This is a genomic window from Edaphocola flava (assembly GCF_004118155.1).
Lineage (GTDB): Bacteria > Bacteroidota > Bacteroidia > Chitinophagales > Chitinophagaceae > Edaphocola > Edaphocola flava.
Map to the genome: position 1 here is coordinate 109,985 of NZ_SAIQ01000003.1, position 23,847 is coordinate 133,831.

The following is a 23,847-nucleotide window of genomic DNA, read 5'->3' on the forward strand; positions in this document are numbered from 1 at the left end:
CATGAAAAAGTCCATATTCATTGCATTAAGCGGAGCCTTATTGAGCCCATTATTCGCACAGGCACAAACAAAAGAAACAACAGTTGTTACTAAAGAGAAAGACGGTGATGTAGAGATGTACGTCATTGAAAATAAGGATAACCAGGATACTTCTAAAAAGAGTACAACCTATATCTCTATCGGCTCTAACGGCATCCGTGTCAGTGACAAAAAGAAAGAAGCTGCGTATAAAAAGAAAAGATTCCAGGTGCAATGGGGTATGCTGGACCTGGGCCTCAATCTGCTTAACGACCAGACTGTATATAATGTAGCGGACCCGGCTTTGATGAACAACTTTGCCAATATTCCTGCGGATAAAGTAAACGGAGATATTTTCAGCCTCAAAAACGGCCGTTCCTGGAATGTAAATATCTACCCGGTTATGTTCAACTACAAAGTTGTAAGTCAGAAAAACTTTAAGATGAACCTGTATACAGGTGTTGGGTTGCAGATCTATAATTTCCGTTTCAATAAAAATATTACACTGCAAAGTGAACCTGATTACAAAATCAAAATGGATGATGTAGCCTTCACTAAAAATAAAATGTCTGTACAGTACCTGACTGTGCCTTTGATGCTGAACTTCAATCACCGCATTGATAAAAGTAACTGGCTTACTTATGGCTTCGGGGCAAGCTTTGGCTACCGCCTGAGCAGCTGGACCAAGCAGATCTCCGGAGAGCGCGGCAAAGTGAAAAATCACGACCAGTTCAACTTTAGTGATTACAATGTAAACCTGAATGCAGAGATCGGCCTGGGAGAAGTTCGTTTCTTTGGTTCATACCAACTGACTAACCTGTACAAAACAGAGTCTATCACGCACCAACCAATTGCATTCGGCATCCGTTTCGGAGGCATTTAATACTGATTACCCTTCTATAACATATGGCTCTTCCTTTCCAGGAAGAGCTTTTTTTATTTTGAATAGCCAATATGATTGCAGGCATCAATCCATATATTTATGCGTGAATAATGTCAATAGTTTTTAAACTGTTTTAAAATTAGTATTTTACTTCCGGACGCCGAGCTAACTACTTGTTTTGTGGTGACCAGAAGCAGATTAAATAACAATGAAAAAAAAATATCATTACACAGGTCTGAAGCGGATCAATAGCATTCTTAAGTGGACGCTAATAGTAGCCTTCATTGCGCTGATTACCTATATTATAGTCTCAAAGGCTACTAACAGAAATATCAAATGGCTGAATCATAAACAGGCAGGCCTTCAGCAAATTGACAGCTTAAACCTGCGGGCGCTTTTCCTTTCTGATAACCAGCATTTTGCCGAAGCAGAAAAACTGATCGATAGTGCTATTTACCTTTCAGACTCTATTTCCTATAAAAAGGGTATGGCAGACGGACTCTTCGGTGCAAGCAGGATACAGTATATAAAAGGAAATTATGAAACAGCACTGGAATGTGCCTTAAATAGCCTGCACATCAATACAGGAATAGCAGATGATGTAACTATTTCAAGGGTACGCAACCTTTTAGGCCTGATTCATCTGGCGCAAGGCGAAACAAGTGAAGCATGTGAAGAACTAAATCTGGCCCTGAACATTAATCTGCGGTTGAATGATTCTACCAAATTAGCAGCTAATTATTTCAATATTGGTCTCTGCTTCAGCGAACAGTCATTATACCGCGAGGCAGAAAGCGCTTACCGTACTGCTGCATTTATAGCACAGAAAACCCGGCAAAAAAACATCGAACTCATGGTGCAGAACAGGCTGGGGGAGATGTATTTCAAAATGGGCAAGACACAGGCTGCCATTGATTATTACTACAGGGTAATTAAAGATACGGTCTATCAGAATGACTGGGAGAACAGCTTTGCCTATACCGGCCTGGCGGAATGTTATGAACGATCTGGCTACAACTCGATTGCTGTTGACTATGCCGAAAAAGGATGGTTGCTGGCACAGAAAAACGGCACTAAATGGGACGCTAACCGCGCCCTGGCTGTATTAGGAAAAATCTATGCCGCAATGGGTAACTTCGAAAAAGCATACCAGTATACGCTTTTAAATATCCAGTACCAGGATAGTTTGTTCAATGAGAAAAAACAGTCCAGCATTAATGCGCTTAATTTAAAACATCAGCGCTTACAGAATTATAGCTTGCAGCAAAAAAACCTGATATCAGCGCAGGAAAATAAATTCCAGCGGGTAGTCATCATATGCTTCCTGATAGTCACAGCACTTTTAGTAGTACTCATCATTATCATCTACCGATCCTCGGGGCAAAAAGATTTTTTAAACAAAGAGCTTACCGAAAAGAGCCGTTTACTGGCTTTGAGAAAGGAAGAAATCAAACGGCAGAAAGACCAGCTTTCTGAACTGAATGAGACAAAGGATATGATACTTTCCGTGATCAGTCATGATTTGCGCTCACCACTTTCCTCCATCATCCTTACCCTTAATGTGATCAGGAATATGGATGTTTCCAGGGAAGACTTCCAATCTATTCTGGAAAAAATGAATCACCATACACTGGCCACCCGCAATATGATTGATCAGCTGTTAAACTGGGCGAATAGTCAGAGCAGGGGATTAATAGCCTATAAAACGGAGATCAATGCTTATGAAGTAACGGAAGAGATACTGAGTGTTTTTGAACACGAAATAGTAGAAAAGCAACTTGCTGTAAAGCATACGGCAACTGCATTTGCAGCAATATTTGCAGATATTGATCAGTTCCAGGTCATCATCCGTAACATTATAGATAATGCCATAAAATTCACTCCGGACAAGGGCACTATCAGCATTGACTACCAGTCCAACTTAGATTCGACAATCATTATCATTAAAGATACAGGCGTAGGTATGTCTGCCGAGAAATTGTCCAAATTATTCCATTCATCAGGCAAGCAAATAAACTCTTTCGGCACCAAAAATGAGACAGGATTTGGCATTGGCCTGACCCTGGTAAAATCATTTGTAGATGCCAATGGCGGCAAAATTGAGGTCAGCAGTTCGCCGGGAAATGGCACCGAATTTCACATTTATTTCCCCAGGCCATAAATACTTCAAAAGCAAGAAATATCAGATACAACTTTTAGCCAATCGGAAGGAGTTTACGATAAATTAATCCTGCCGCAAACTTATGTTCATCTGTACCTGTTATTTTTGATTTTGACGGAAGAACAGCGCATGGAGTACAGCAAACGAACAAAGTCTGCAGATTTTTTTTCAGGCTTCAGGACATTTTTTTGAAATCATACAAACACAATACAGGAAAGGATTACAGCGATGCTCTAACAAACTTTTAATATAACAATCAGAAAATATTCATATTGTGCATCTTGTTTTTTTCGATTTATGTAATACATTTGCCGCACATTTTACAAAATTGATCAACTCACTTACATATCAATTTGCATGCGATACCGCTGGAATAACAGCGGGCCCTCTTTCGCATTTTACCCCCAGATCATCGCGACGATAGACTGGTAGTAGTTGTTTACAAACTGCTATCAGTGCTTGGAAATAAACGCTGCACACCAAATCCGTGGTGTTGCATGCGTCGTTTTGTATCTATACGTACCATCTAAAAATTTATTTACGTGAAAAACACTAAGTTGATTTTTCGCACTGCGCAAGAGGCAGATATTCATTACGCAGAAACGATCACCATCGAAATGGAGCGGAGTGCTAAAGTCAGAGGAACAGGAATCGCCAAGCGGTCGCCTGACTACATTGCTCAGAAAATGATCGAAGGCAAATCTGTCATTGCACTGACGACCGATAATGATTGGGTAGGGTTCTGCTATATCGAGACCTGGAGTCATGGTGCTTTTGTGGCCAACAGCGGCCTTATCGTCAACCCCGATTACCGGGCACTGGGTGTAGCCAAATCCATCAAGAAACAAATATTTGAACTCAGCAGGAAGCTCTATCCCAAAGCAAAGATCTTCGGACTCACTACCGGGCTCGCCGTGATGAAAATCAATAGTGACCTGGGTTACGAGCCAGTTACCTATAGCGAGCTGACTCAGGATGAGCAGTTCTGGTCCGGATGTAAAAGCTGTATCAATTACGAGATCCTGACGATGAAGGAGCGTAAAAACTGCCTCTGCACGGCAATGATGTATGATCCTGAAGATCATTATTCACCTAAGATCACCCGCCAGTTTTTCAAAGAAAAGAATAAGGTCTTTGAACGACTGGTACGCTTCAAACGCAATAACATGCTGGGCAAACTGATTAAAGCCACGACCCAGAAGAAGCAGAAACGTAAGGCAGAACAACAAGCATCATTAAACACACAAAACAAAGAAAGTCATGAGTAAGAAAGTTGTTTTAGGATTCAGCGGAGGCCTGGACACTACTTATTGTGCCCAGTATCTGTCGCATGATTGCGGGTATGAAGTACACAGTATCATTGTGAATACCGGAGGTTTCGACCAGGAAGAACTGGATGCTATAGCGGCACATGCCCAAAAGCTGGGCGTGGCCTCACATACCGCCATTAATGCAGTGGAAGATTATTATGATACCATTGTCAAATACCTGATCTACGGCAATTGCCTTAAAAACAATACCTACCCCCTCAGTGTAAGTGCAGAGCGTTTATGCCAGGCAGTACACATAGCCCGTCATGCACAGGCTATGGAAGCCAATGCAGTAGCTCATGGCAGTACGGGAGCAGGTAATGACCAGGTACGGTTCGATATGATTTTTCATCAGCTCATACCTGGCATTGAGATCATTACACCCATCAGGGATATGCAGCTGAGCCGTGCAGAAGAGATCGCATACCTGCAATCCAAAGGTGTGCATATGAATTTTGAGAAAGCGGCCTACAGTATCAATAAAGGACTGTGGGGTACCAGCATAGGAGGCAAAGAAACATTGCAAAGTCATGGCGTATTGCCGGAAGAGGCGTGGCCTACACCCTGCACCCAGACAGAGATGCAGGAGTTAAGCCTGTATTTTGAACAGGGAGAGCTGAAGGCGGTTAACGGGATTAGCTATTCACATCCTGTAGATGCTATCAAAGAAGTACAGCGTATTGCCGGGACATATGCCATAGGCAGAGGTATACATATCGGGGATACTATTATCGGGATCAAAGGCCGTGTCGGTTTTGAAGCCGCAGCTCCAATGGTCATCCTTAAAGCACACCATGCACTGGAAAAACATGTGCTCACCAAATGGCAATTGCAGTGGAAAGATACCCTGTCGCAATTTTATGCCAACTGGCTGCATGAAGGCCAGATCCTGGACCCGGTGATGAGGGATATAGAAGCCTTCTTTACCCACAGCCAGCAACAGGTAACAGGAACAGTATATCTGCACCTGTATCCGTATCGCTTCCAGGTAGCTGGTGTAGACAGTGCATATGACCTGATGCGCAACGATTTCGGACAATACGGAGAAATGAATTCTGGTTATACCGGGACTGATGTAAGAGGCTTCAGTACCATATTCGGCAACCAGGTAAAAATATGGAATGCTGTACAGGCAGCACAAAAAACAAAAGCAGATGCAGATTATTAAAACAGGAATTATAGGCGGGGCGGGCTATACAGGCGGAGAACTGATCCGTTTATTGCTGCAGCACCCTTCTGCACAGATCAGTTTCATACACAGCAGAAGCAATGCAGGCAAGCCTGTACATACGGTACACAGTGATCTGCTGGGCGATACGGAACTGGTCTTTACCGATACAATCAGCGAGGATATTCATGTACTTTTTCTGTGCCTGGGGCATGGAGAATCGGCAACCTTCCTGCAGCAGAATACGCTTCCGGAGCATATCCGTATTATAGACCTGGCCAATGATTTCAGGCTTAAAGCACAGGCTGTAACAGGTACTCGTCAGTTTGTATATGGTTTGCCGGAACTGAATAAAGCAGCCATCAGCACGGCACAATCTGTAGCCAATCCCGGTTGTTTTGCTACAGCGATACAACTGGGCCTCTTGCCATTGGCGGCCAAAGGCATGCTGGGAGAAAGCTATATTACCGGCATTACCGGTAGTACCGGGGCCGGACAATCATTGAGCAGTACTGCTCATTTCAGCTGGAGGGCCAATAATATACAGGCTTACAAAACCCTTACCCATCAGCACCTGGCAGAGATTAGCGAATCTCTGGAGCAGGTACAAAATGGATACACACAACAACAATTACATTTTGTGCCCTGGCGCGGAGATTTCCAGAGAGGTATTTTTGTCAGCAGCCAGGTGAAGTGCGGCGTAGCCTTAGAAAAAGTTGCTGCCTGGTACGAAGACTTTTATAAAGACCATCCTTTTGTGCACCTGAGTAGCACTCCGGTACATTTAAAGCAGGTGGTCAATACCAATAAATGTATCCTGCAGCTGGAACAGGAAGGTGATCTTTTAGTCATTCATTCTACCATCGATAACCTGATCAAAGGTGCATCCGGACAGGCTATACAGAATATGAACCTAATGATGCAGATCCCGGAAACCAGCGGACTGTATCTTAAACCATCAGCATTTTAAAAGCATTGATATAACATGAAATTATTTGACGTTTACCCGATCAATCCGATACATATTTCCAGGGCACAAGGCTCCTATGTATGGGACAATCACGGACAGCAGTATCTGGACATGTATGGCGGTCATGCGGTGATCAGCATAGGACATACACATCCTCACTGGACACAGTCTATTACCGAACAACTGAACCAGATTGCTTTTTACTCCAATTCTGTACAGATTCCTTTGCAGCAGCAACTGGCCGACAAATTAGGCCAGGTATCCGGCAAAACCGATTATCAGTTGTTTCTCTGCAACAGTGGTGCAGAAGCAAATGAAAATGCCCTGAAGCTGGCCTCATTTCATACCAATCGTAAAAAAATTGTAGCCTTCAGCAAAGCATTTCACGGGCGCACCTCACTGGCGGTAAGTGCTACCGACAATAAGCAATATATAGCCCCTGTCAATGAAACGGACAATGTGATCTTTCTCCCGTTTAATGATGAAGCGGAGCTTAAAGCGTTGTTTGAGTTTGAAGGAGAGCAGATTGCTGCAGTGATTATTGAAGGGATACAAGGCGTAGGCGGCATCAATATTGCCACACCTTCTTTTCTGCAACTGATCCGTAGTCTTTGCGACCAGTACGGTTCGGTATATATTGCCGATAGCGTACAATGCGGTTATGGCCGTTCAGGTAAGTTCTTCAGCCATGACCATGCCGGGGTAGATGCAGATATCTATACTATGGCTAAGGGCATGGGTAATGGCTTTCCTGTAGCCGGCATCATTATTGCACCGCATATAGCACCAAAATATTTTATGCTGGGCACCACCTTCGGTGGCAATCACCTGGCCTGTGCTGCGGCTCTGGCCGTGCTGGATGTGATCGATCAGGAACAACTGATGGATAATGCCCGTGAAACAGGGGAGTACCTGATGAATGCCCTCCGTAACATAGAACCCTTGCAACATGTGCGCGGCCATGGACTGATGATTGGTTTTGATGTACCCGAAAGTATCGCTTCTTTAAAGAAACACTTACTGGAACAATACCACATTTTTACGGGCGAAGCAAAGCCTAATGTGATCCGTTTACTGCCCAGCCTGGCATTGAACCGTGCAGAGGCAGATGCTTTCCTGACCGCGATACAACAAGCAATCAAAGATTTACAACCTTCTTAAAATTACCGTACAAATGAAATACTTTACTTCCGTAAATGATATTAGCCGGAACCAGATTTCCCCTTCTGCAGCAATCGATCAGCTGATTAATGAAGCGTTACAATACAAGCAAGATCCTTTCAGGCATCAGCACCTGGGCCGCAACCGACGTATGGGGCTGATCTTTCTGAATCCCAGTCTGCGCACTCGTTTGAGCACACAGGTAGCTGCGGAACAATTAGGCATGCAGGCCATTGTATTTAATGCCGGCAGTGAAGGCTGGACCTGGGAATTTGAAGAAGGCACTATCATGAACGGCAGTACAGTGGAACATATTAAGGATGCTGCACCTGTACTGAGCCAGTATTTCGACATCCTGGCTATACGTACATTCCCGGGTTTAAAGGACCGGGAAAGTGATTACGCAGAAGCCTATTTACAGCAATTTATCCGCTACACAACTGTTCCGGTCATCAGCCTGGAGAGCGCAACATTACACCCACTGCAATCGCTGACTGATCTGATGACCATCCGCGAACAACAATTATCCTCAACACCAAAAGTAGTATTGTGTTGGGCACCGCATGTAAAACCACTACCACAATGTGTGGCCAATAGTTTTGCGCAGTGGATGAGCGCATGGGACCAGGCCAATTTCGTGATTGCTCATCCTGAAGGGATGGACCTTGATCCGAAATATACTACCGGTGCACTCATCAGCCATGACCGTATAGAAGCCATCCGGGATGCAGACATTATCTATATCAAAAACTGGAGCAGTTATAAAGACTATGGGACCATGGCCGCGCCGCAAGACAACTGGATGCTACAGGATCAGGACCTGCAATACGCTCCGTATGCGAAGGTGATGCACTGCCTGCCGGTACGCCGGAATGTAGAATTAAGCGATGCCATACTGGACGGCCCTAACAGCCTGGTGACCCAGCAGGCGGGCAATAGAGTATGGGCTGCACAGGCCGTTATCGCACAAATATTACAGCAATATGCATAAGATAAATATTATTAAGATTGGCGGAAGTATCATTGATGATCATCAGAAACTGGAATTATTCCTGCAGCAATTTGCCCAGCTGCCCGGAAAAAAAATACTCGTACACGGCGGCGGTAAACTCGCTACCAGAATGGCTGAACAGATGGGCATACAGCAGGAAATGGTGGAGGGGCGCAGGATTACAGATGAAGAAACCCTTAGAGTGGTGACCATGGTTTATGCAGGCTACATCAATAAAAATATCGTAGCCCAGCTGAAAGCTAAAGACTGTAAAGCAGTGGGAATCTGCGGTGCTGATGCCGACATCATCCGGGCACATAAACGTGATGCACTGATCGATTACGGATATGTGGGCGATATAGACACTGTGCGGATCAAGGCTATGAAACGATTACTCAAGACTGTAGATACTATTGTTATTGCGCCCATCACACATGATGGCGCGGGCCAATTGCTGAATACGAATGCAGACACCATTGCACAGGAAGTAGCTAAGGCGTTGAGCAATGATTATAAAACGCAGTTGATCTTTTCTTTTGAAAAAGCAGGCGTATTGCTGGATGTAGCAGATGATGCATCGGTCATCACGAAGCTGAAACCAAAAATGTATAAGCAATTAAAAAAAGAGGACCGCATATTTGCCGGGATGATACCCAAACTGGACAATGCCTTTGCAGCCCTTAAAGCTGGTGTACACCGCGTATATATAGGACAGGCAGAGCATTTGCCGGATTTACTGGAAGGCCGTTGCGGCACAAAAATTGAGATATGACAGGCGCTCCTACACAGCTGATGAATGATGCGCTGCAACTGTTACAGAACCTCATTGTCATTCCGTCTTTCAGCAAGGAAGAACAGCAAACCGCAGCCTGTATAATGCATTGGTTGAAGGCTAAAGGCATTGAAACGAAGAGATGCGGGAATAATGTTTATGCCCGCAACCTGCATTTCGATGAGCACAAGCCGGTGATCCTGCTCAACTCACATCATGATACGGTAAAACCTAATCCTGGTTATACACGCGATCCTTTTCAGGCAGTAATTAACGACGGACGTTTGTACGGATTGGGGAGTAACGATGCAGGAGCAAGCCTGGTATGCCTCATCAGCGTTTTTACCGCTTACTATGCCAGAACGGATCTTCCTTTCAACCTGGTGCTTGCTGCTACAGCAGAAGAGGAGATTAGTGGGAGCGGGGGTATTGAATTACTATTGCAGGATACAGCATTCCGGGAATACACGGCATATGCACAGGGGCTTGAAAGCCAGTCCTGGTCTGCTATTGTGGGCGAACCGACCTTGATGCAATTGGCAGTTGCAGAACGCGGATTGCTGGTTATTGATGCATACGCAAAAGGTGTAGCAGGACATGCTGCAAGACAGGAAGGTGTCAATGCGCTGTATCAGGCAATGGATGATATAAATACCCTGAGGGCATACCATTTTGACAAAGTCAGTCCGTTGCTGGGCCCGGTACAGGTTAATGTTACCAGTATTGAAACGAGCAACAAGCAACACAATGTTGTTCCGGCTGATTGCCGGTTTACAATTGATGTCCGGGTTAATGAACTGTATAGCCTGGAGGAAGTATTGCACATCCTGCAACAGCAGGTACAGAGCCGTTTACAGGCACGCAGCCTGAGGCTAAGGCCAACCTCCATTTCGGACCAACACCCGCTGGTGCAGGCTGGCATGCGTACTGGCGCTAAGCCCTATGGCTCTCCGACTACCAGTGACAAAGCATTGATGCCATTTCCTGCATTAAAGATGGGACCGGGCGATAGTGCCAGAAGTCATATGGCGGATGAATTTATTTTTATTGATGATCTACAAAAAGGCATTGATGGATATCATGCCCTTTTACAAAATATAATTGCTTATGAATAAGCTTTGGCAAAAAGAACAAACCGATGTATCGGAAGCTGTAGAACGGTTTACGGTGGGACGGGATAATGAATTTGACCTGTTACTCGCTGCTTATGATGTACAGGGTTCTATTGCACATGTACAGATGCTGGGCGAGGTAGGGCTGATGAGCACAGAACAGGCTGCTGCGGCTATTGAGGGATTACAGTGTATTGCCCAAACCATTACAGCCGGTGATTTTTTCATAAGACCCGGTGTTGAGGATATTCACTCTCAGGTAGAACTATTGCTGACAGAAATGATTGGGGATATTGGTAAAATGATCCACAGCGGGCGTAGCCGTAACGACCAGGTGGCTTTAGACATCAAACTATACCTTAAAGATGCCTGCCTGGACCTTAAAAACAATATAGCAGACCTGTTTACAAGCCTTATACAGCAAAGTGAGCAGTATAAAGATGTATTGATTCCCGGTTATACCCATTTGCAGGTAGCCATGCCTTCCTCTATAGGATTATGGCTGGGTGCATATGCAGAAAGCCTTACCGATGATCTGGCACTGCTGGCCACTGCATATGATCTGTGTAACAAAAATCCATTGGGTAGCGGAGCAGGGTATGGCTCTTCTTTTCCATTAGACCGAAAACGCACTACAGCGTTACTGGGCTTTGAAGACCTGCACTGGAACAGCATTTATGCGCAGATGAGCCGTGGCAAAACAGAGAAGACGCTGGCTTTTGCCCTATCAGGTATTGCGGCAACACTAAGCAGATTGGCTATGGACTGCTGCCTGTATATGGGACAGAATTTCGGGTTCATTTCCTTCCCGGATCAACTGACTACCGGGAGCAGCATTATGCCGCATAAAAAGAATCCTGATGTACTGGAACTCATACGGGGTAAGTGTAATCGTATACAATCTATCCCGAATGAGCTGAGCCTGTTACTGGCAAATCTACCCAGCGGCTACCACAGGGAGTTACAGCTGACCAAAGAGATTATTTTCCCGGCCATCAATGAACTGAATAACTGCATTCAGATGATGAAACTAATGCTGGATGCCATAAAAGTACGGCAGGATATACTGGAGGCAGATATGTATACTTATATCTTCAGTGTAGAAGCGGTCAATGAACTGGTAGGACAGGGTATACCATTCCGGGATGCGTACCGGCAAGTGGGCAATGATATTGCCGCTGGCACTTTTAAACCGGCAAGAAGCATACAACACAGCCATGAAGGCAGTATAGGCAACCTCTGTAATGATGAGATTAAAAAGATAATGGAGCAGACCTGTAAACGGTTTGTCTAGTATATGAAATATAAAAAGCGCCATAAGAAATAACTTATGGCGCTTTTTATTATGCTTCTTTAGATCTCAGATCTGGTTTTTTCTTTCTTTTTTTAGCCATTGCAGGTGCCTGCGATTTAGGCTTACGGTCTCCACCACCAGCTTCTGTCTGGTGTTTACGACCATTCCTGACTGGCTTTTCAGGAGCTTTCTTTTCCATGTTCTTCATCGGATAGTTATGATCCTCAACAACCGGGATTTTCATTCCGATTATCTTCTGAATATCCTTAACGTAATCTATCTCATCAATATCACAGAAAGAGATTGCTACGCCATCGGCTCCGGCACGACCACCACGTCCGATACGGTGCACATAAGACTCTGGTATATTCGGGATCTCGTAGTTAATAACGTATTTCAACAGATCGATATCAATACCACGGGCAGCAATATCGGTTGCGATCAGTACTTTGATGGATTTATCCTTAAATCGGGAAAGTGCCTGCTGTCTTGCATTCTGCGATTTATTACCATGTATGGCCATAGCCGTAATATTTCGTTTATGCAGGATTTTAACGAGCTTATCGGCACCGTGTTTGGTACGGGTAAATACCAGCACGCTGTCATCAATCTCGTTCAGTAACAGATCGGCCAGCAATTGGTACTTACTGGAGCGATCAACATAATACAAACTTTGTTTGATCGTTTCTGCTGTAGTCGATTCCGGTGTAACAGAAACCTTAACAGGATTAGTCAGGATTGTATCTGCCAGTTCCTGGATCACCTTAGGCATAGTCGCCGAGAAGAATAAGGTTTGTCTTTTAGCCGGAAGCAGTTTAATTACTTTGCGTACATCATGGATAAAACCCATATCCAGCATACGATCTGCTTCATCCAGTACGAAAATTTCGATATCTGAAAGTGAAATGATCTTTTGCTGAATCAGGTCGAGTAAACGGCCCGGAGTAGCAATAAGAATATCTATGCCTTTCTGCAGCTGATGTACCTGTGGTACCTGGCTTACACCACCAAAAATAACGGTATGTTTTAAATGCAGGAATTCACCATATTCGGCAAAGCTCTCATCGATCTGTATAGCCAGTTCGCGGGTGGGAGTCAGAATAAGTGATTTGATGCGTGGTCTTTGTCTTGAAGGCCCTTTGGCATCCAGTACCTGTAAAATCGGAATAGCAAATGCTGCTGTCTTCCCGGTACCGGTCTGTGCACAGCCTAATAGATCTTTATGATTGAGTACATGAGGTATAGCCTGTTCTTGAATGGGGGTAGGTTGCTGATAGCCCAACTTGTCTAATGCCAGTAAGATGGGTTTTATCAGCTGTAAAGATTGAAATGTTTGATTCATAAAAAATAAACGGGGCATACTGCCCCGACTTGCAAAGGTCCGTTATTTATATCAAAGATTATGTTAGAATTATAATGTTAACCTGAAAACGCTGATGATTTATGCCAGAATAGCACCCAGCCTCTGTTCCCGCTGATCACAACGTCCGTTCATCAGGCTTTGGAATGAGGAAAAAGCTTCTTCACACTGAAGTAAAAACCAATACTGGCTAGTAATAACAGAATGCCTGTTCCGATCCATAACCGTTCAAAACCGTATATACTGGCTATTTTAGAACCCAGCAAAGGTGATATGATAAACGCAATCGCAACAGAAATACCATTCATACCCATATAGCTGCCTTTGTTGAACTTACCCGCGCGTGCGGCAGTAATGGTCGACATAAAGGGCAGAATAAGTATCTCTCCCAGGCTGAGGAAGGTTATAGATACAAAAAGCCATAACATATGATGAGAGAAGCCTAATATACTGTAGGAAACGGCACACAATATTGTACCGATTACCATTGTATGGGTAATAGTCCATCTGCGTTCAGCAATATGTACCAGCAGCATTTCAAACAATACCACTACGATACCACTGTAGCCCAGTAATATACCTATCATTCCCTGATCTAGTTTTACCGCATCTTTATAGAACAAGGGCAGGGTATTGAGCAACTGAAAAAAACAGATGGAGAAAACTGAACACAACAAGCAAAAAGCAACAAAACGCATATCCCTGTACGGAGAGCGATCCTTTGCCGGTTTTACATCCTCTACAACAACCGTTTCTTTCTGTGCAATAAACCGTGCATGTCTCTTTCTGAAAAAGTATATATAGGCAAAGCCTGCAACCAATGCTGCGGCTGCATTAGAGAAGAACAGGAAATTGTAAGATATGGCAGATAATAATCCTCCAAGTGCAGGACCTATGGAGAAGCCCAAATTCACGGCCATACGGTTCAGCGAAAATGCCCGGGTGATATTTTCCGGACGGGCATACTTTGCGATCGCAACAGAATTGGCCGGACGAAAGACCTCACTGGTGATGCTTTGAATCAATACCATTACGGCCAGGGATGCCGGTGTATGAAACAAGGGCAGCAGGCAGAACATAGGAACACTGGCAAACAGGCTGAATGACTGTACTTTAAACTCTCCGATACGATCAGTGATATAACCACCTAACCAGGAGCCTACAACTGAACCGATACCAAAGAAACTCAATACCATACCGGAATCGGCCAGACTGAATTTCAAGTGATCCACCATATACACTCCCAGGAAAGGCAATACCATAGAGCCAGCCCTGTTGAGCAGCATTACAATGGATAGCATCCAGGATTCTGTAGAAAGTCCTTTAAATGAGTCGGTATAGATTCTGAAGAGTCGTTGCACAGTGATTAGATAGTTTGCAAAAGTAAAGTATACAGGCTTGTCCGGGAAGCATTTAGAAAAGTTTACCACAACATAACCTGGTATAAAACAGCAGAGAGGCTTCTTATGGAAGCCTCTCTGTTTAAAGATCAATATATTATCCGGAATTATTTCACCACGTTGCCCGTGATCTTTAATTCCACCGGCACTCTGCTGGCATTGGATTTGATATAGATAGATTTATTGATTGGTCCTACGCGATTTGCCGTATTGTATTTGACGGTAATTTTGCCGGTTTTACCAGGCAGGATCGGCGCTTTAGGCCAATCCGGAGTAGTGCAACCGCAAGAAGACTCCGCCGTTTGAATTAATATCGGCTGATCTCCGGTATTCGTAAATTCGAATACGTGCACGGCATCAGGTCCTTCTTTAACGGATCCAAAATCAAAAGTATTATTGGACTCCTTAAATTTGAATGCAGGACCACTTTGCGCGAAAGTCGCAACGGAGAACGTAAGTACCAGTATTAATAAAGAGAGTGTCTTTTTCATTTTCATAAAATTAAAGCGTAAAAAAAGCAATATTAGTTAGCTTTCATTACTGATTTTGTCTCTGGAGCAGAAGTAGCTGGTTTTGGAGTTACGCTACCAGTAATCTGCAGTACTTTAGTACCTAAATTAGAGGTTACAGTAATGCTCTTATTGATCGGACCAGGACGACCCGGAGTAGAATATGCTACACGGATAGTGCCTTTTTTACCTGGTTTTACAGGCTCTTTAGACCAGGAAGGGCTAGTACAGCCACAAGATGCAGTAACAGATTGTAAGATAATCGGTTCTTTGCTTTTGTTTACAAATTCGAAGTCAAATTCAGCCTTATCACCTTCTTTAACGGTACCGAAATCATGAACTTCTTGTTTGAACTTCATTCCATCAGCCGGATTTGCAGCAGTAGTTGCTTCTTTTGCTTTTAAAGACTTTCTGTTTTCCTGAGCAAAGGCAGCAGTAGTACCCATTAATAATAATACTGCTAAAGACATCAACGGTTTTTTCATTTTTTATTAAAATTTATCAGTTTGAAAGAAATGTTTGCTTGTCAAAGTTAATACTACAAGACATAGTATAAAAGACAATTCGGGTTAATTGCCAGTTAAAAACATATGTATAACTTAACTAATCCCGAATTGCAAGATGTGCATTTAATTAAATTCTATTGGGGCAGCTGTATTTGCTTTTCTTTCCTGCTGCACAACCCTGAACCAATGTTCCGGCAAATAACACAGCAAATACAACAACAATAACGCGAAGGTATTTTTTCATTGAAATAAATTATTTTATATGATTATTTTTTAGACTATATATAACAAAGTTAGTAAAATTTGAATATCTTCCAATAATTAATTTTTTGAATATTTTAACTAATCAGAATCAATGCTTTACTAAAATTCCATTTCCTTCACATCTGCAGCAATCTCTAATCTTCCTTCGGTCTTAGCCTTAATATCTTCTATAGTTACACCAGGTGCATATTCTTTTAGTAAGAAACCATTTTCTGTAATCTCGAAAAAGCCCAGATCAGTCACTACACGCTTTACACATTTCAAACCTGTAATCGGTAAACTACACTGTTTCAGCAACTTAGAATTGCCCTCTTTATCAGTATGCATCATGGCTACAATAATGTTCTTGGCAGAAGCAACCAGGTCCATAGCACCACCCATACCTTTCACCATTTTACCAGGTACTTTCCAGTTTGCGATATCGCCCTGGTCAGAAACCTCCATAGCGCCCAGAACAGTAAGATCTACTTTACCGGCACGGATCATTCCGAAACTTAATGCACTGTCAAAATAGCTTCCGCCCTGACGCAGGGTTACGGTTTGTTTACCGGCATTGATCAGGTCCGCATCCACTTCTTCTTCGGTAGGAAAAGGTCCGATACCCAGCATACCATTTTCACTCTGCAATACGATCTCGATATCGTCCGGCACGTTATTGGCCACCAGGGTAGGCACCCCGATACCCAGGTTTACGTACATGCCGTCTTTCAGTTCTCTGGCAATACGTTTTGCAATTTGATCTCTGTTTAAGCCCATGATTGATGGTTGTATTTTATGATACGCAAATGTATATATTTTTTTGAGGATGCCAAGAAGAAATTAGTATGAAAATGAAGCGGTAAAGTTCACTCTTTCTCTTGCTTTGGTCACCACTTTCCAGTTGCCTTTATAACTGATAAATGATGGCAGTAATTCTTTACCGATCTGCCTTAAATCTACATGCATAACTACATCAAAATCATAACCCAAAGCATCATAAGAGAGGGAATAGTCACGGGAGATGATAGAGTAGTCTGATGGACGGAACCAGGTTACGAACCGGTTGATCACAACTTTTTTTGCATATTCCGGTTTGGGTATGGCTTCAAAACAATAGGCTTCCTCGCCGTTCTTCTGCTGTGCCGTAAGCTTAAAATCATACATTTTAGCCACTTCAGGGTCAAAAATCCCCACTTTATTGCCGATAAACGGTAACCCTGGGATGCTGCTGCCCGGGTTGAACATAAGCATTTTCAGCTGCACTTTGCTCTTCTCTATACGGTTCTTCCCGGACAATTCGCGGTCTAAAGAGCCTCTTACAATGTTATTATCATTACAGACGGTGCCTTTGGTAAAGAACAAACCGGCAAACAGCTCTGCGGTAAAATAATTATACTCCCCTTTGCGGTCGTAGAAGTCTCCGGTCGCGGTTTCCTCAAGTACCCTCATTGTGCGGCAACCATCACGGAATATCTGTTTGGTTTCACTATTCAGTGTAGCCTGCACGCCTCCCTTCTTATTATATGCTGCAATATTATTCTCTGCATTATACGTGCGCAGGCGCATGGTTTTAAATGCCTTATAAAAAGTAGTATCTTCTTTAATGGCCTGTATAAATTCTGGTACATTAAATCCTCTCTGCCGGGCAGAAACGATTACTTCATCCAGGGATATAGGCATATAAAACAGAGAAGTATCCACTGTTTGTGCTGCAGCACGGCTGCTCCAGAGCAGTAATACTGCCATCAAGAAAGCAAAAGTGTTATTTCTGTTCATGGTGTAGCGTTAAAATAGCGGTAGCAAATATCATGTCTTCCGGTGTGGTGATTTTTATATTTGTTTTTTCTCCTTCCACCAGGAAGACCTGTTGACCATAAGCCTCTACGACAGAGGCCTCGTCTGTAAAACTATCCTGGTAAGCTTGTTCGAATGCAGGAAGCAAAATAGAACCTTTAAAGGTCTGTGGTGTCTGAATAGCCCGCAGTTGTTCCCTGTTTACCCCTTTAGAGCCGGTTTCTGTCACTTCACGAATACTGTCACTGACAGCAACCGCAGGAATAGCAGAACCATGCGCCTCTGCAGCCATAAGGCATAGTTGAATCAAAGCAGAAGAGAGGAGCGGACGTACTCCGTCATGCACAAATATAATATCATCTGTACCGGCTTCCCGCAGGCCATTACGCACACTCTCATAACGAGTGCTACCGCCGGTTACAATCGTTATATCTATACCTCCGGCAAACTGCTGCAGGATCATATTGGCATAACTGATATGGTCTTCAGGCAGCACCAGTACGATACGTATACCCGGAATGGCCTGCTGAAACGCAGCAACAGTATGGTATAGCACCGGTTTGCCATCTAAAGGCAAGAACTGTTTGGGCATTGCATTCTGCATCCTCAGGCCTTTGCCACCGGCTACAATTACGGCAATGCAGTTTGTATTTTCAGCGTTCATGGAATAGTTAGTGATCTTTTATATCAGCTGCAAAGGTAATCAGAACAGACATTTGCCCCTAATATTTACTATTTTCGCAGGTATAGAAAATTTAAGCTTTTGATCTGCATTGTGAATATACATATTTCCCTGTGGGTATCTTTCTCTTTCTGTCCTTATATATAGTGTCTTATCGGATACAACCGATTTCGTAACTACATTTTACCGTAACTTTGAACTGCATAATTAATATTTAAAATTCACAACAATGAAATACATCCTTATGGGCCTCCTCTCTTTCCTGTTTGCCTGCAAACCAAAGGCAAATGCACAGCTTCCGAAATCAATTTATGAGTTCAAGGTAGAAGCCCTGGACGGTTCCACTATCGACTTTGCTGACTTTAAAGGCAAAAAGATCCTGATTGTAAATACCGCTTCTAAGTGTGGATTTACTAAGCAATACGAAGAGCTGGAAGAATTATACAAACAGTATAAGGATAAACTGGTGATTATTGGTTTCCCGGCTAACAATTTCATGAGCCAGGAACCAGGCAGCAATAATGAGATTGCTGAGTTCTGTAAGAAAAACTATGGGGTAAGTTTCCCTATGGCGGCTAAGATTTCTGTAAAAGGAAAAGATATGGCTCCGATATATCAATGGCTTACTACCCAGGATTATAATGGTGTGGAAAGCAGTTCTGTAAAATGGAATTTCCAGAAATACCTGATCAATGAACAAGGTAAGCTGGTACAGCATTTCAGCCCGGCTACAAAGCCAATGAGCGAAGAGATTGTATCTCTGATTAAATAATATTATCTGCCTGAATGAGTCAATATTTCAAAGGACTAATACTGTTCTGCTGCAGCATTGTGCTGTTTACAGCCTGTGTTAAAGACAAGCCTAATCCCGGCAATACGGGTAATCCTGCTACTGAAGACAGGAAGATACTGATTGCCAATGAAGGGGTATTCGGTAATGGCAATGCTTCGCTGAGTTATATCAATACAGTTACAGACAGCATTATCAATAATGTGTATACTATTGCAAATAATGCACCGCTTGGCGATGTGCTTCAGAGCCTTACCGTGTGGAATGGTAAACTGTACCTGGTAGTGAACAATTCCAATAAAATTGTCATTGTAGACAAAAAAACATTTGTCAAACAGGGAGAGATCAGTGTAAATCAGCCGCGTTATATACAGATAGTAGATCAGCACAAAGCTTATATTACCAGTATGTATGGCCGTCGCATATTTGTCCTGAATCCAACTACCAACCAGATCACAGATACGATCACTACTACTAACAAGAATAATGAGGGCATTACATTATTGAATAATAAGGTGTATGTATGCCCCTGGGATACCGGTTGCAATTTCATTTATGAAATAGATCCTTCTACAAATGTCATCAGCCGCCAGATCAATATCGGTGGCTACGCACCAACACAGGTGCTGGTAGATAAGAATCAGAAATTATGGGTACTAGCCGGTAATCATACCTATAACAAACCTTCAACGCTGACACAACTGGACCCGTTTTCTGGTAGTATGATTAAAACCATTTCCTTCGGAAGCGATGCAGATCTGATTAAGCCGGCATTTAACCCGGCTAAGGATACGATTTATTTTATCGGGGTGAATTACCAGGGTACTGCCAATGCCTACAATGGTATTTACAGAATGCCGATTACCGCAACGCAGGCACCCACTCAGGCCTTTATCGCGGCACAACAATTGCAATATTTCTGGGCATTAGGCATAGACCCGGCCACGGGCCTGATCTATGTCGGAGACCCGAAAGGATTTATACAAAAGGGTAGTGTACTCGTTTATCGGCCGGATGGCACACCGGTAAAACAATTCCTGGCAGAATTGGGACCGGGTTATTTTTACTTTGAATGATTGTGATCAGATACCTGTTGTTATGCATCATACTGGGGCTTACGATAGCCCGTGTGCAGGCGCAGGACAGCCTGCGTAAAGTGTTGTGTATAGACAGCAAGGATCCTCAATTATTTAAAGAGGCGCAAAACAAGACGTTCAGCAATGAATATCTGGCCCGTGATTTTATACAGGGTTTTATCTCCAGCCTGCACAAAAAAGGATATCTCGAAGCAGCTGCCGACAGCTGGCAGGTACAGACAGATACCATACATACTGTTATCTATACCGGCCCGGTATATACCATCGGTAAGATAAGTCTGCACGATATCCCCAAGGTCATCCTGAATAATACAGGCATCATAGAACGGGATTATACCAACAAGGTATTGAGTGCTCAAAGGATAGGGAACCTGATGGAGCAGATACTCGTCTATGCAGAAAACAATGGATACCCCTTTGCACAAACTTACCTGGATAGTATACAGCTTGATAGTGCGCGGGTGTTGCACGCGGTGTTGCGCTTAAACAAAGGGCCGTATATCACAATAGATTCTATACGCTTATCGGGCAATGCACAGGTAGACCGCCTGTTTCTTCAATCTTACCTGGGCATTAAAGAAGGCAAACCGTATAATGAAAAAGCGGTACGGGGCATTTCAAAAAAAATCCAGGAATTACCTTTCCTCCAGGAATCCCAGCCCTGGATCATGAATTTCACCATAGACCGCAACAACCTCGACCTCTATCTAAATGATAAAAAATCGAACCAGATCAATGCACTGGTAGGGCTGCAGCCTAATAGTGAGGCCAGCAGGCGTTTTACCTGGACCGCTGACATATTACTGCTACTCAATAACACTATGGGCTATGGCGAAACATTTAATATTACTTACAAGAATCTGCAGGTTCGCTCACCTCAGCTCAATGCAGGTCTGATCGTTCCATACATCATGGGCTCGAATATAGCTGTCGATGCAAAATTTGAATACTTTGGGAGAGATACCTTATTCCGCCGCACCTCTTACGAGGCTGGTCTTCGCTACCTCTTCAGCTCTAAAGATTATATCCGTATTGCCTTTCAGTTATACAATAACAGGGTAGCTAATCCCGATATCGCTTTTGTACAGCAATACAAGACCCTGAACGACAATATTGATATAAATACCCGCGGGTTGAATGTAGAGTATGTTATGAACCGGACCAATCATATACAAAACCCGGTACGGGGCTGGGCCGCACAGATCAGTATGGCTGGCCTGCAACGGAAGGTATTGCCCAATGAAAATATCCTTTCGATCAATGATGGATTTGATTACAACACTCTGTACGAAGCCGCCAATAGGGACAAGGTGCAGTATCGTGCTATAGCCTCCCTGCAATATTTTATACCCCTGGCAAAACTGCTGACGATCAAAACCGGGTATGAAGGCGGGTATATCAGCGGCCAAAACCTGTATCAGAATGAACTATACCAGATCGGGGGCTTTAAATTACTCCGTGGCTTTGATGAGCGTAGTATTTATGCGAATCAGTACCATGTATTTACGGCAGAGTTAAGGACCCTGCTTTCTCCACAATCCTACTTCTTTCTCTTTGCCGATGGTGGCAAGACCTATACCCGGTATAACCTTACCAATAAGACCAATACACCGCTCAGTTTCGGTACAGGTATAAGCCTCGAAAGTAAGTCCGGTATCTTCAATGTGGTACTGGCCCTGGGTAAGCTGGACCAGGAGCCATTTCAGTTCAGGAATACTAAAGTCCATTTTGGATATGTAACCTACTTTTAGCAAGAGAAATAAAATAAAAATAATACCTTAATTTTGGCCTTCTTCAAAAAAATAAATTAAACTGCATGGCAAAAATAGCACCGTTTAAAGGTTTGCGTCCAAGAGCTGATATAGTCGAGAAAGTGGCTGCCTTGCCCTATGATGTTTCCAATAAAGATGAGTTAAATGCATCTAAATGGAATCATTTCAATTTTAATCACATTACCCGTTCAGAAGTCGATCTGCCGGAGACCACACATCGAAACAGTCCGGAAGTATACCTGAAGGCGAAGGACAACCTGGAGCGTTTTATTAAAGAAGGTATCCTGATACAGGACAACCAAGAGTGTTACTATATATATCAACTGGTGATGAACGGCCGCAGTCAGACAGGACTGGTGTGCTGCTCTTCGCTGGAAGACTATGCAGAGGATCGCATCAAGAAGCATGAATTTACGCAACCGGACCGTGTACTGGACCGCGCTAATCATATTAAAGTAACCGGTGCACATACAGGACTGGTATTCCTGGCGTGTAAAGATGTATCCGACATGAACCGTACGCTGGAAGACTGGAAAACCAATCACCAGCCGGTATATAAGTTTGCTTCTGAAGATCAGATCAGCCATACTTTCTGGGTAGTGGACAATCCAGAAATCATTGCACAACTGACCACTATTTTCGAGGAACAGGTACCGAATACATATATTGCAGACGGTCACCATCGTACCGCATCTGCATCTCAGGTAGCAGAAGAGTTTACCCAGAAAAAGGGGATCGCCACCGCTGACCAGTATTACCTCACCTGCATATTCCCGGAAAGCCAGGTTGCCATTATGGATTATAACCGACTGGTGCTGGATATGGGTACGATCAGCAAAGAAGCATTTCTGGAAGCATTGCAGCAAGATTTTGAGATTACTGCTGTACCGGAAAATACACCATACCGCCCGGCCAAACCGCATGAATTCGGTATGTACCTGGATAAGCAATGGTACCAGCTGCAAGTGAAGCCAGGTTCTTATAAAGACAATGCTGTAGACATACTGGATGTCAGTATCCTGCAGCAGAATATATTCAGCAAGATATTGGGTATCCATGATCCGCGTACCGACAACCGCCTGGAGTTTGTGGGTGGTATCCGCGGCTTGTCATACCTGCAGGAGCGGGTAGACAGCGGAGATATGGCTATGGCCTTCTCTTGCTATCCGGTTAGTGTGGGACAATTATTTGAAGTAGCCGACAGCGGCTCTGTAATGCCTCCTAAATCGACCTGGTTTGAACCAAAAACGAGAGACGGTCTGGTAGTACACTTACTTAATCATAGCACGAAACAATAATAATGAATAATACAACAGCGCAATATAATGGGGTGATCAGTGCATGTGAAGACGTGTTTCTGAAAAAGGCAGCAGACTATGGTACATCCTGGCGTATGCTGCGTCCGATCTCTATTGTAGACCAGATCTATATCAAGGCCTGGCGTATACGCCAGATACAGGAAAATAAAGGCGTACAGAAGATTGAAGACAGTATAGAAAGTGAATTTTCCGGTATTATAAATTATGGTTACATTGCCCTCATACAAGCAGGTCTGGACGATAAAGCACCGCTTGATCTGCCGGTAGATACGGTTAAAGAACTATATGATGTACAGGTAGATTCTGTACGGGAACTGATGCTGAAGAAAAACCATGATTATGGAGAGGCATGGCGCAATATGAGCCAGGAGTCTTTTGCCGACCTGATCCTGACCAAACTGCTGCGTATTAAGCAAATACTGGCCAATGATGGGAAGACCGTGATTTCAGAAGGTATAGATGCCAATTTTTGCGATATCATCAATTATGCCATTTTTGCTTTAATTTTAATCGAAGAACAAAAAAATAAATAGCT

The 23,847-nt window shown here is 43.5% G+C and carries 22 protein-coding genes; 15 read left to right on the plus strand and 7 right to left on the minus strand.

What is annotated here, in order from left to right:
- Position 1 precedes the first annotated feature (1 nt).
- The 10 genes from EMP01_RS10055 (at position 2) to argH (ending at position 11,840) form a co-directional block, all read left to right on the plus strand.
- Positions 2 to 901 carry a porin family protein gene (locus EMP01_RS10055; protein WP_129021389.1) on the plus strand — a complete coding sequence of 300 codons (900 nt, stop codon included), beginning with the start codon at positions 2 to 4 and terminating at the stop codon, positions 899 to 901.
- 208 nt (positions 902 to 1,109) lie between these two features.
- The gene (locus EMP01_RS10060; protein ID WP_129021390.1) at positions 1,110 to 3,062 is read left to right on the plus strand and encodes a tetratricopeptide repeat-containing sensor histidine kinase; all 1,953 of its coding nucleotides are present in this window, start codon (positions 1,110 to 1,112) and stop codon (positions 3,060 to 3,062) included.
- A gap of 542 nt (positions 3,063 to 3,604) precedes the next feature.
- The gene (locus EMP01_RS10065; RefSeq protein ID WP_129021391.1) at positions 3,605 to 4,330 is read left to right on the plus strand and encodes a GNAT family N-acetyltransferase; all 726 of its coding nucleotides are present in this window, start codon (positions 3,605 to 3,607) and stop codon (positions 4,328 to 4,330) included.
- Positions 4,323 to 5,540, plus strand: coding sequence for an argininosuccinate synthase (locus EMP01_RS10070; RefSeq protein ID WP_129021392.1), 1,218 nt, complete (start codon positions 4,323 to 4,325; stop codon positions 5,538 to 5,540). Before EMP01_RS10065 ends, EMP01_RS10070 begins: the two co-directional genes overlap by 8 nt.
- Positions 5,527 to 6,510, plus strand: coding sequence for an N-acetyl-gamma-glutamyl-phosphate reductase (gene argC, locus EMP01_RS10075; RefSeq protein ID WP_129021393.1), 984 nt, complete (start codon positions 5,527 to 5,529; stop codon positions 6,508 to 6,510). The genes EMP01_RS10070 and argC overlap by 14 nt, the downstream gene beginning before the upstream one ends.
- Before the next feature lie 15 nt (positions 6,511 to 6,525).
- Complete coding sequence (locus tag EMP01_RS10080) at positions 6,526 to 7,671, plus strand: aspartate aminotransferase family protein (RefSeq protein ID WP_129021394.1); 1,146 nt, start codon at positions 6,526 to 6,528, stop codon at positions 7,669 to 7,671.
- A gap of 13 nt (positions 7,672 to 7,684) precedes the next feature.
- On the plus strand, positions 7,685 to 8,662 hold the full coding sequence (locus tag EMP01_RS10085) for a Rossmann-fold NAD(P)-binding domain-containing protein (protein ID WP_129021395.1): 978 nt from the start codon (positions 7,685 to 7,687) through the stop codon (positions 8,660 to 8,662).
- Complete coding sequence (argB, locus tag EMP01_RS10090; RefSeq protein ID WP_129021396.1) at positions 8,655 to 9,434, plus strand: acetylglutamate kinase; 780 nt, start codon at positions 8,655 to 8,657, stop codon at positions 9,432 to 9,434. Before EMP01_RS10085 ends, argB begins: the two co-directional genes overlap by 8 nt.
- Positions 9,431 to 10,549 carry a M20/M25/M40 family metallo-hydrolase gene (locus EMP01_RS10095; protein WP_129021397.1) on the plus strand — a complete coding sequence of 373 codons (1,119 nt, stop codon included), beginning with the start codon at positions 9,431 to 9,433 and terminating at the stop codon, positions 10,547 to 10,549. The genes argB and EMP01_RS10095 overlap by 4 nt, the downstream gene beginning before the upstream one ends.
- On the plus strand, positions 10,542 to 11,840 hold the full coding sequence (argH, locus tag EMP01_RS10100) for an argininosuccinate lyase (RefSeq protein ID WP_129021398.1): 1,299 nt from the start codon (positions 10,542 to 10,544) through the stop codon (positions 11,838 to 11,840). The genes EMP01_RS10095 and argH overlap by 8 nt, the downstream gene beginning before the upstream one ends.
- 49 nt (positions 11,841 to 11,889) lie before the next feature.
- Here the strand turns inward: argH and EMP01_RS10105 are convergent, their stop codons facing one another.
- The 7 genes from EMP01_RS10105 to EMP01_RS10135 all read right to left on the minus strand — a co-directional run bounded on the left by EMP01_RS10105 (position 11,890) and on the right by EMP01_RS10135 (position 18,316).
- The gene (locus EMP01_RS10105; RefSeq protein ID WP_129021399.1) at positions 11,890 to 13,182 is read right to left on the minus strand and encodes a DEAD/DEAH box helicase; all 1,293 of its coding nucleotides are present in this window, start codon (positions 13,180 to 13,182) and stop codon (positions 11,890 to 11,892) included.
- A 152-nt stretch (positions 13,183 to 13,334) separates the two neighbouring features.
- Positions 13,335 to 14,561 carry an MDR family MFS transporter gene (locus EMP01_RS10110; RefSeq protein ID WP_129021400.1) on the minus strand — a complete coding sequence of 409 codons (1,227 nt, stop codon included), beginning with the start codon at positions 14,559 to 14,561 and terminating at the stop codon, positions 13,335 to 13,337.
- Positions 14,562 to 14,707: 146 nt separating this feature from the next.
- Complete coding sequence (locus EMP01_RS10115) at positions 14,708 to 15,091, minus strand: DUF1573 domain-containing protein (RefSeq protein WP_129021401.1); 384 nt, start codon at positions 15,089 to 15,091, stop codon at positions 14,708 to 14,710.
- Between the two features lie 32 nt (positions 15,092 to 15,123).
- On the minus strand, positions 15,124 to 15,594 hold the full coding sequence (locus EMP01_RS10120; protein ID WP_129021402.1) for a DUF1573 domain-containing protein: 471 nt from the start codon (positions 15,592 to 15,594) through the stop codon (positions 15,124 to 15,126).
- A 384-nt stretch (positions 15,595 to 15,978) separates the two neighbouring features.
- Positions 15,979 to 16,635 (minus strand): CoA transferase subunit B, encoded by a 657-nt coding sequence (locus tag EMP01_RS10125; RefSeq protein WP_129021403.1) that lies wholly within the window; start codon positions 16,633 to 16,635, stop codon positions 15,979 to 15,981.
- Between the two features lie 63 nt (positions 16,636 to 16,698).
- On the minus strand, positions 16,699 to 17,634 hold the full coding sequence (locus EMP01_RS10130; protein WP_129021404.1) for a hypothetical protein: 936 nt from the start codon (positions 17,632 to 17,634) through the stop codon (positions 16,699 to 16,701).
- Positions 17,621 to 18,316 carry a 2-C-methyl-D-erythritol 4-phosphate cytidylyltransferase gene (locus tag EMP01_RS10135; protein ID WP_129021405.1) on the minus strand — a complete coding sequence of 232 codons (696 nt, stop codon included), beginning with the start codon at positions 18,314 to 18,316 and terminating at the stop codon, positions 17,621 to 17,623. The genes EMP01_RS10130 and EMP01_RS10135 overlap by 14 nt, the downstream gene beginning before the upstream one ends.
- A 247-nt stretch (positions 18,317 to 18,563) precedes the next feature.
- On the opposite strand from EMP01_RS10135, the gene EMP01_RS10140 reads away from it, so the two are divergent.
- From EMP01_RS10140 to EMP01_RS10160, 5 genes are all read left to right on the plus strand, one after another.
- Positions 18,564 to 19,106 carry a glutathione peroxidase gene (locus tag EMP01_RS10140; protein WP_129021406.1) on the plus strand — a complete coding sequence of 181 codons (543 nt, stop codon included), beginning with the start codon at positions 18,564 to 18,566 and terminating at the stop codon, positions 19,104 to 19,106.
- Positions 19,107 to 19,120: 14 nt separating this feature from the next.
- Positions 19,121 to 20,200, plus strand: coding sequence for a DUF5074 domain-containing protein (locus tag EMP01_RS10145; protein WP_129021407.1), 1,080 nt, complete (start codon positions 19,121 to 19,123; stop codon positions 20,198 to 20,200).
- The gene (locus EMP01_RS10150; RefSeq protein WP_129021408.1) at positions 20,197 to 21,972 is read left to right on the plus strand and encodes a BamA/TamA family outer membrane protein; all 1,776 of its coding nucleotides are present in this window, start codon (positions 20,197 to 20,199) and stop codon (positions 21,970 to 21,972) included. The genes EMP01_RS10145 and EMP01_RS10150 overlap by 4 nt, the downstream gene beginning before the upstream one ends.
- Positions 21,973 to 22,037: 65 nt before the next feature.
- Positions 22,038 to 23,291, plus strand: coding sequence for a DUF1015 domain-containing protein (locus EMP01_RS10155; RefSeq protein WP_129021409.1), 1,254 nt, complete (start codon positions 22,038 to 22,040; stop codon positions 23,289 to 23,291).
- Positions 23,292 to 23,293: 2 nt separating this feature from the next.
- Positions 23,294 to 23,845, plus strand: a complete 552-nt coding sequence (locus tag EMP01_RS10160) for a DUF1599 domain-containing protein (protein WP_129021410.1) — start codon at positions 23,294 to 23,296, stop codon at positions 23,843 to 23,845.
- The last annotated feature ends 2 nt before the right edge of the window (positions 23,846 to 23,847 follow it).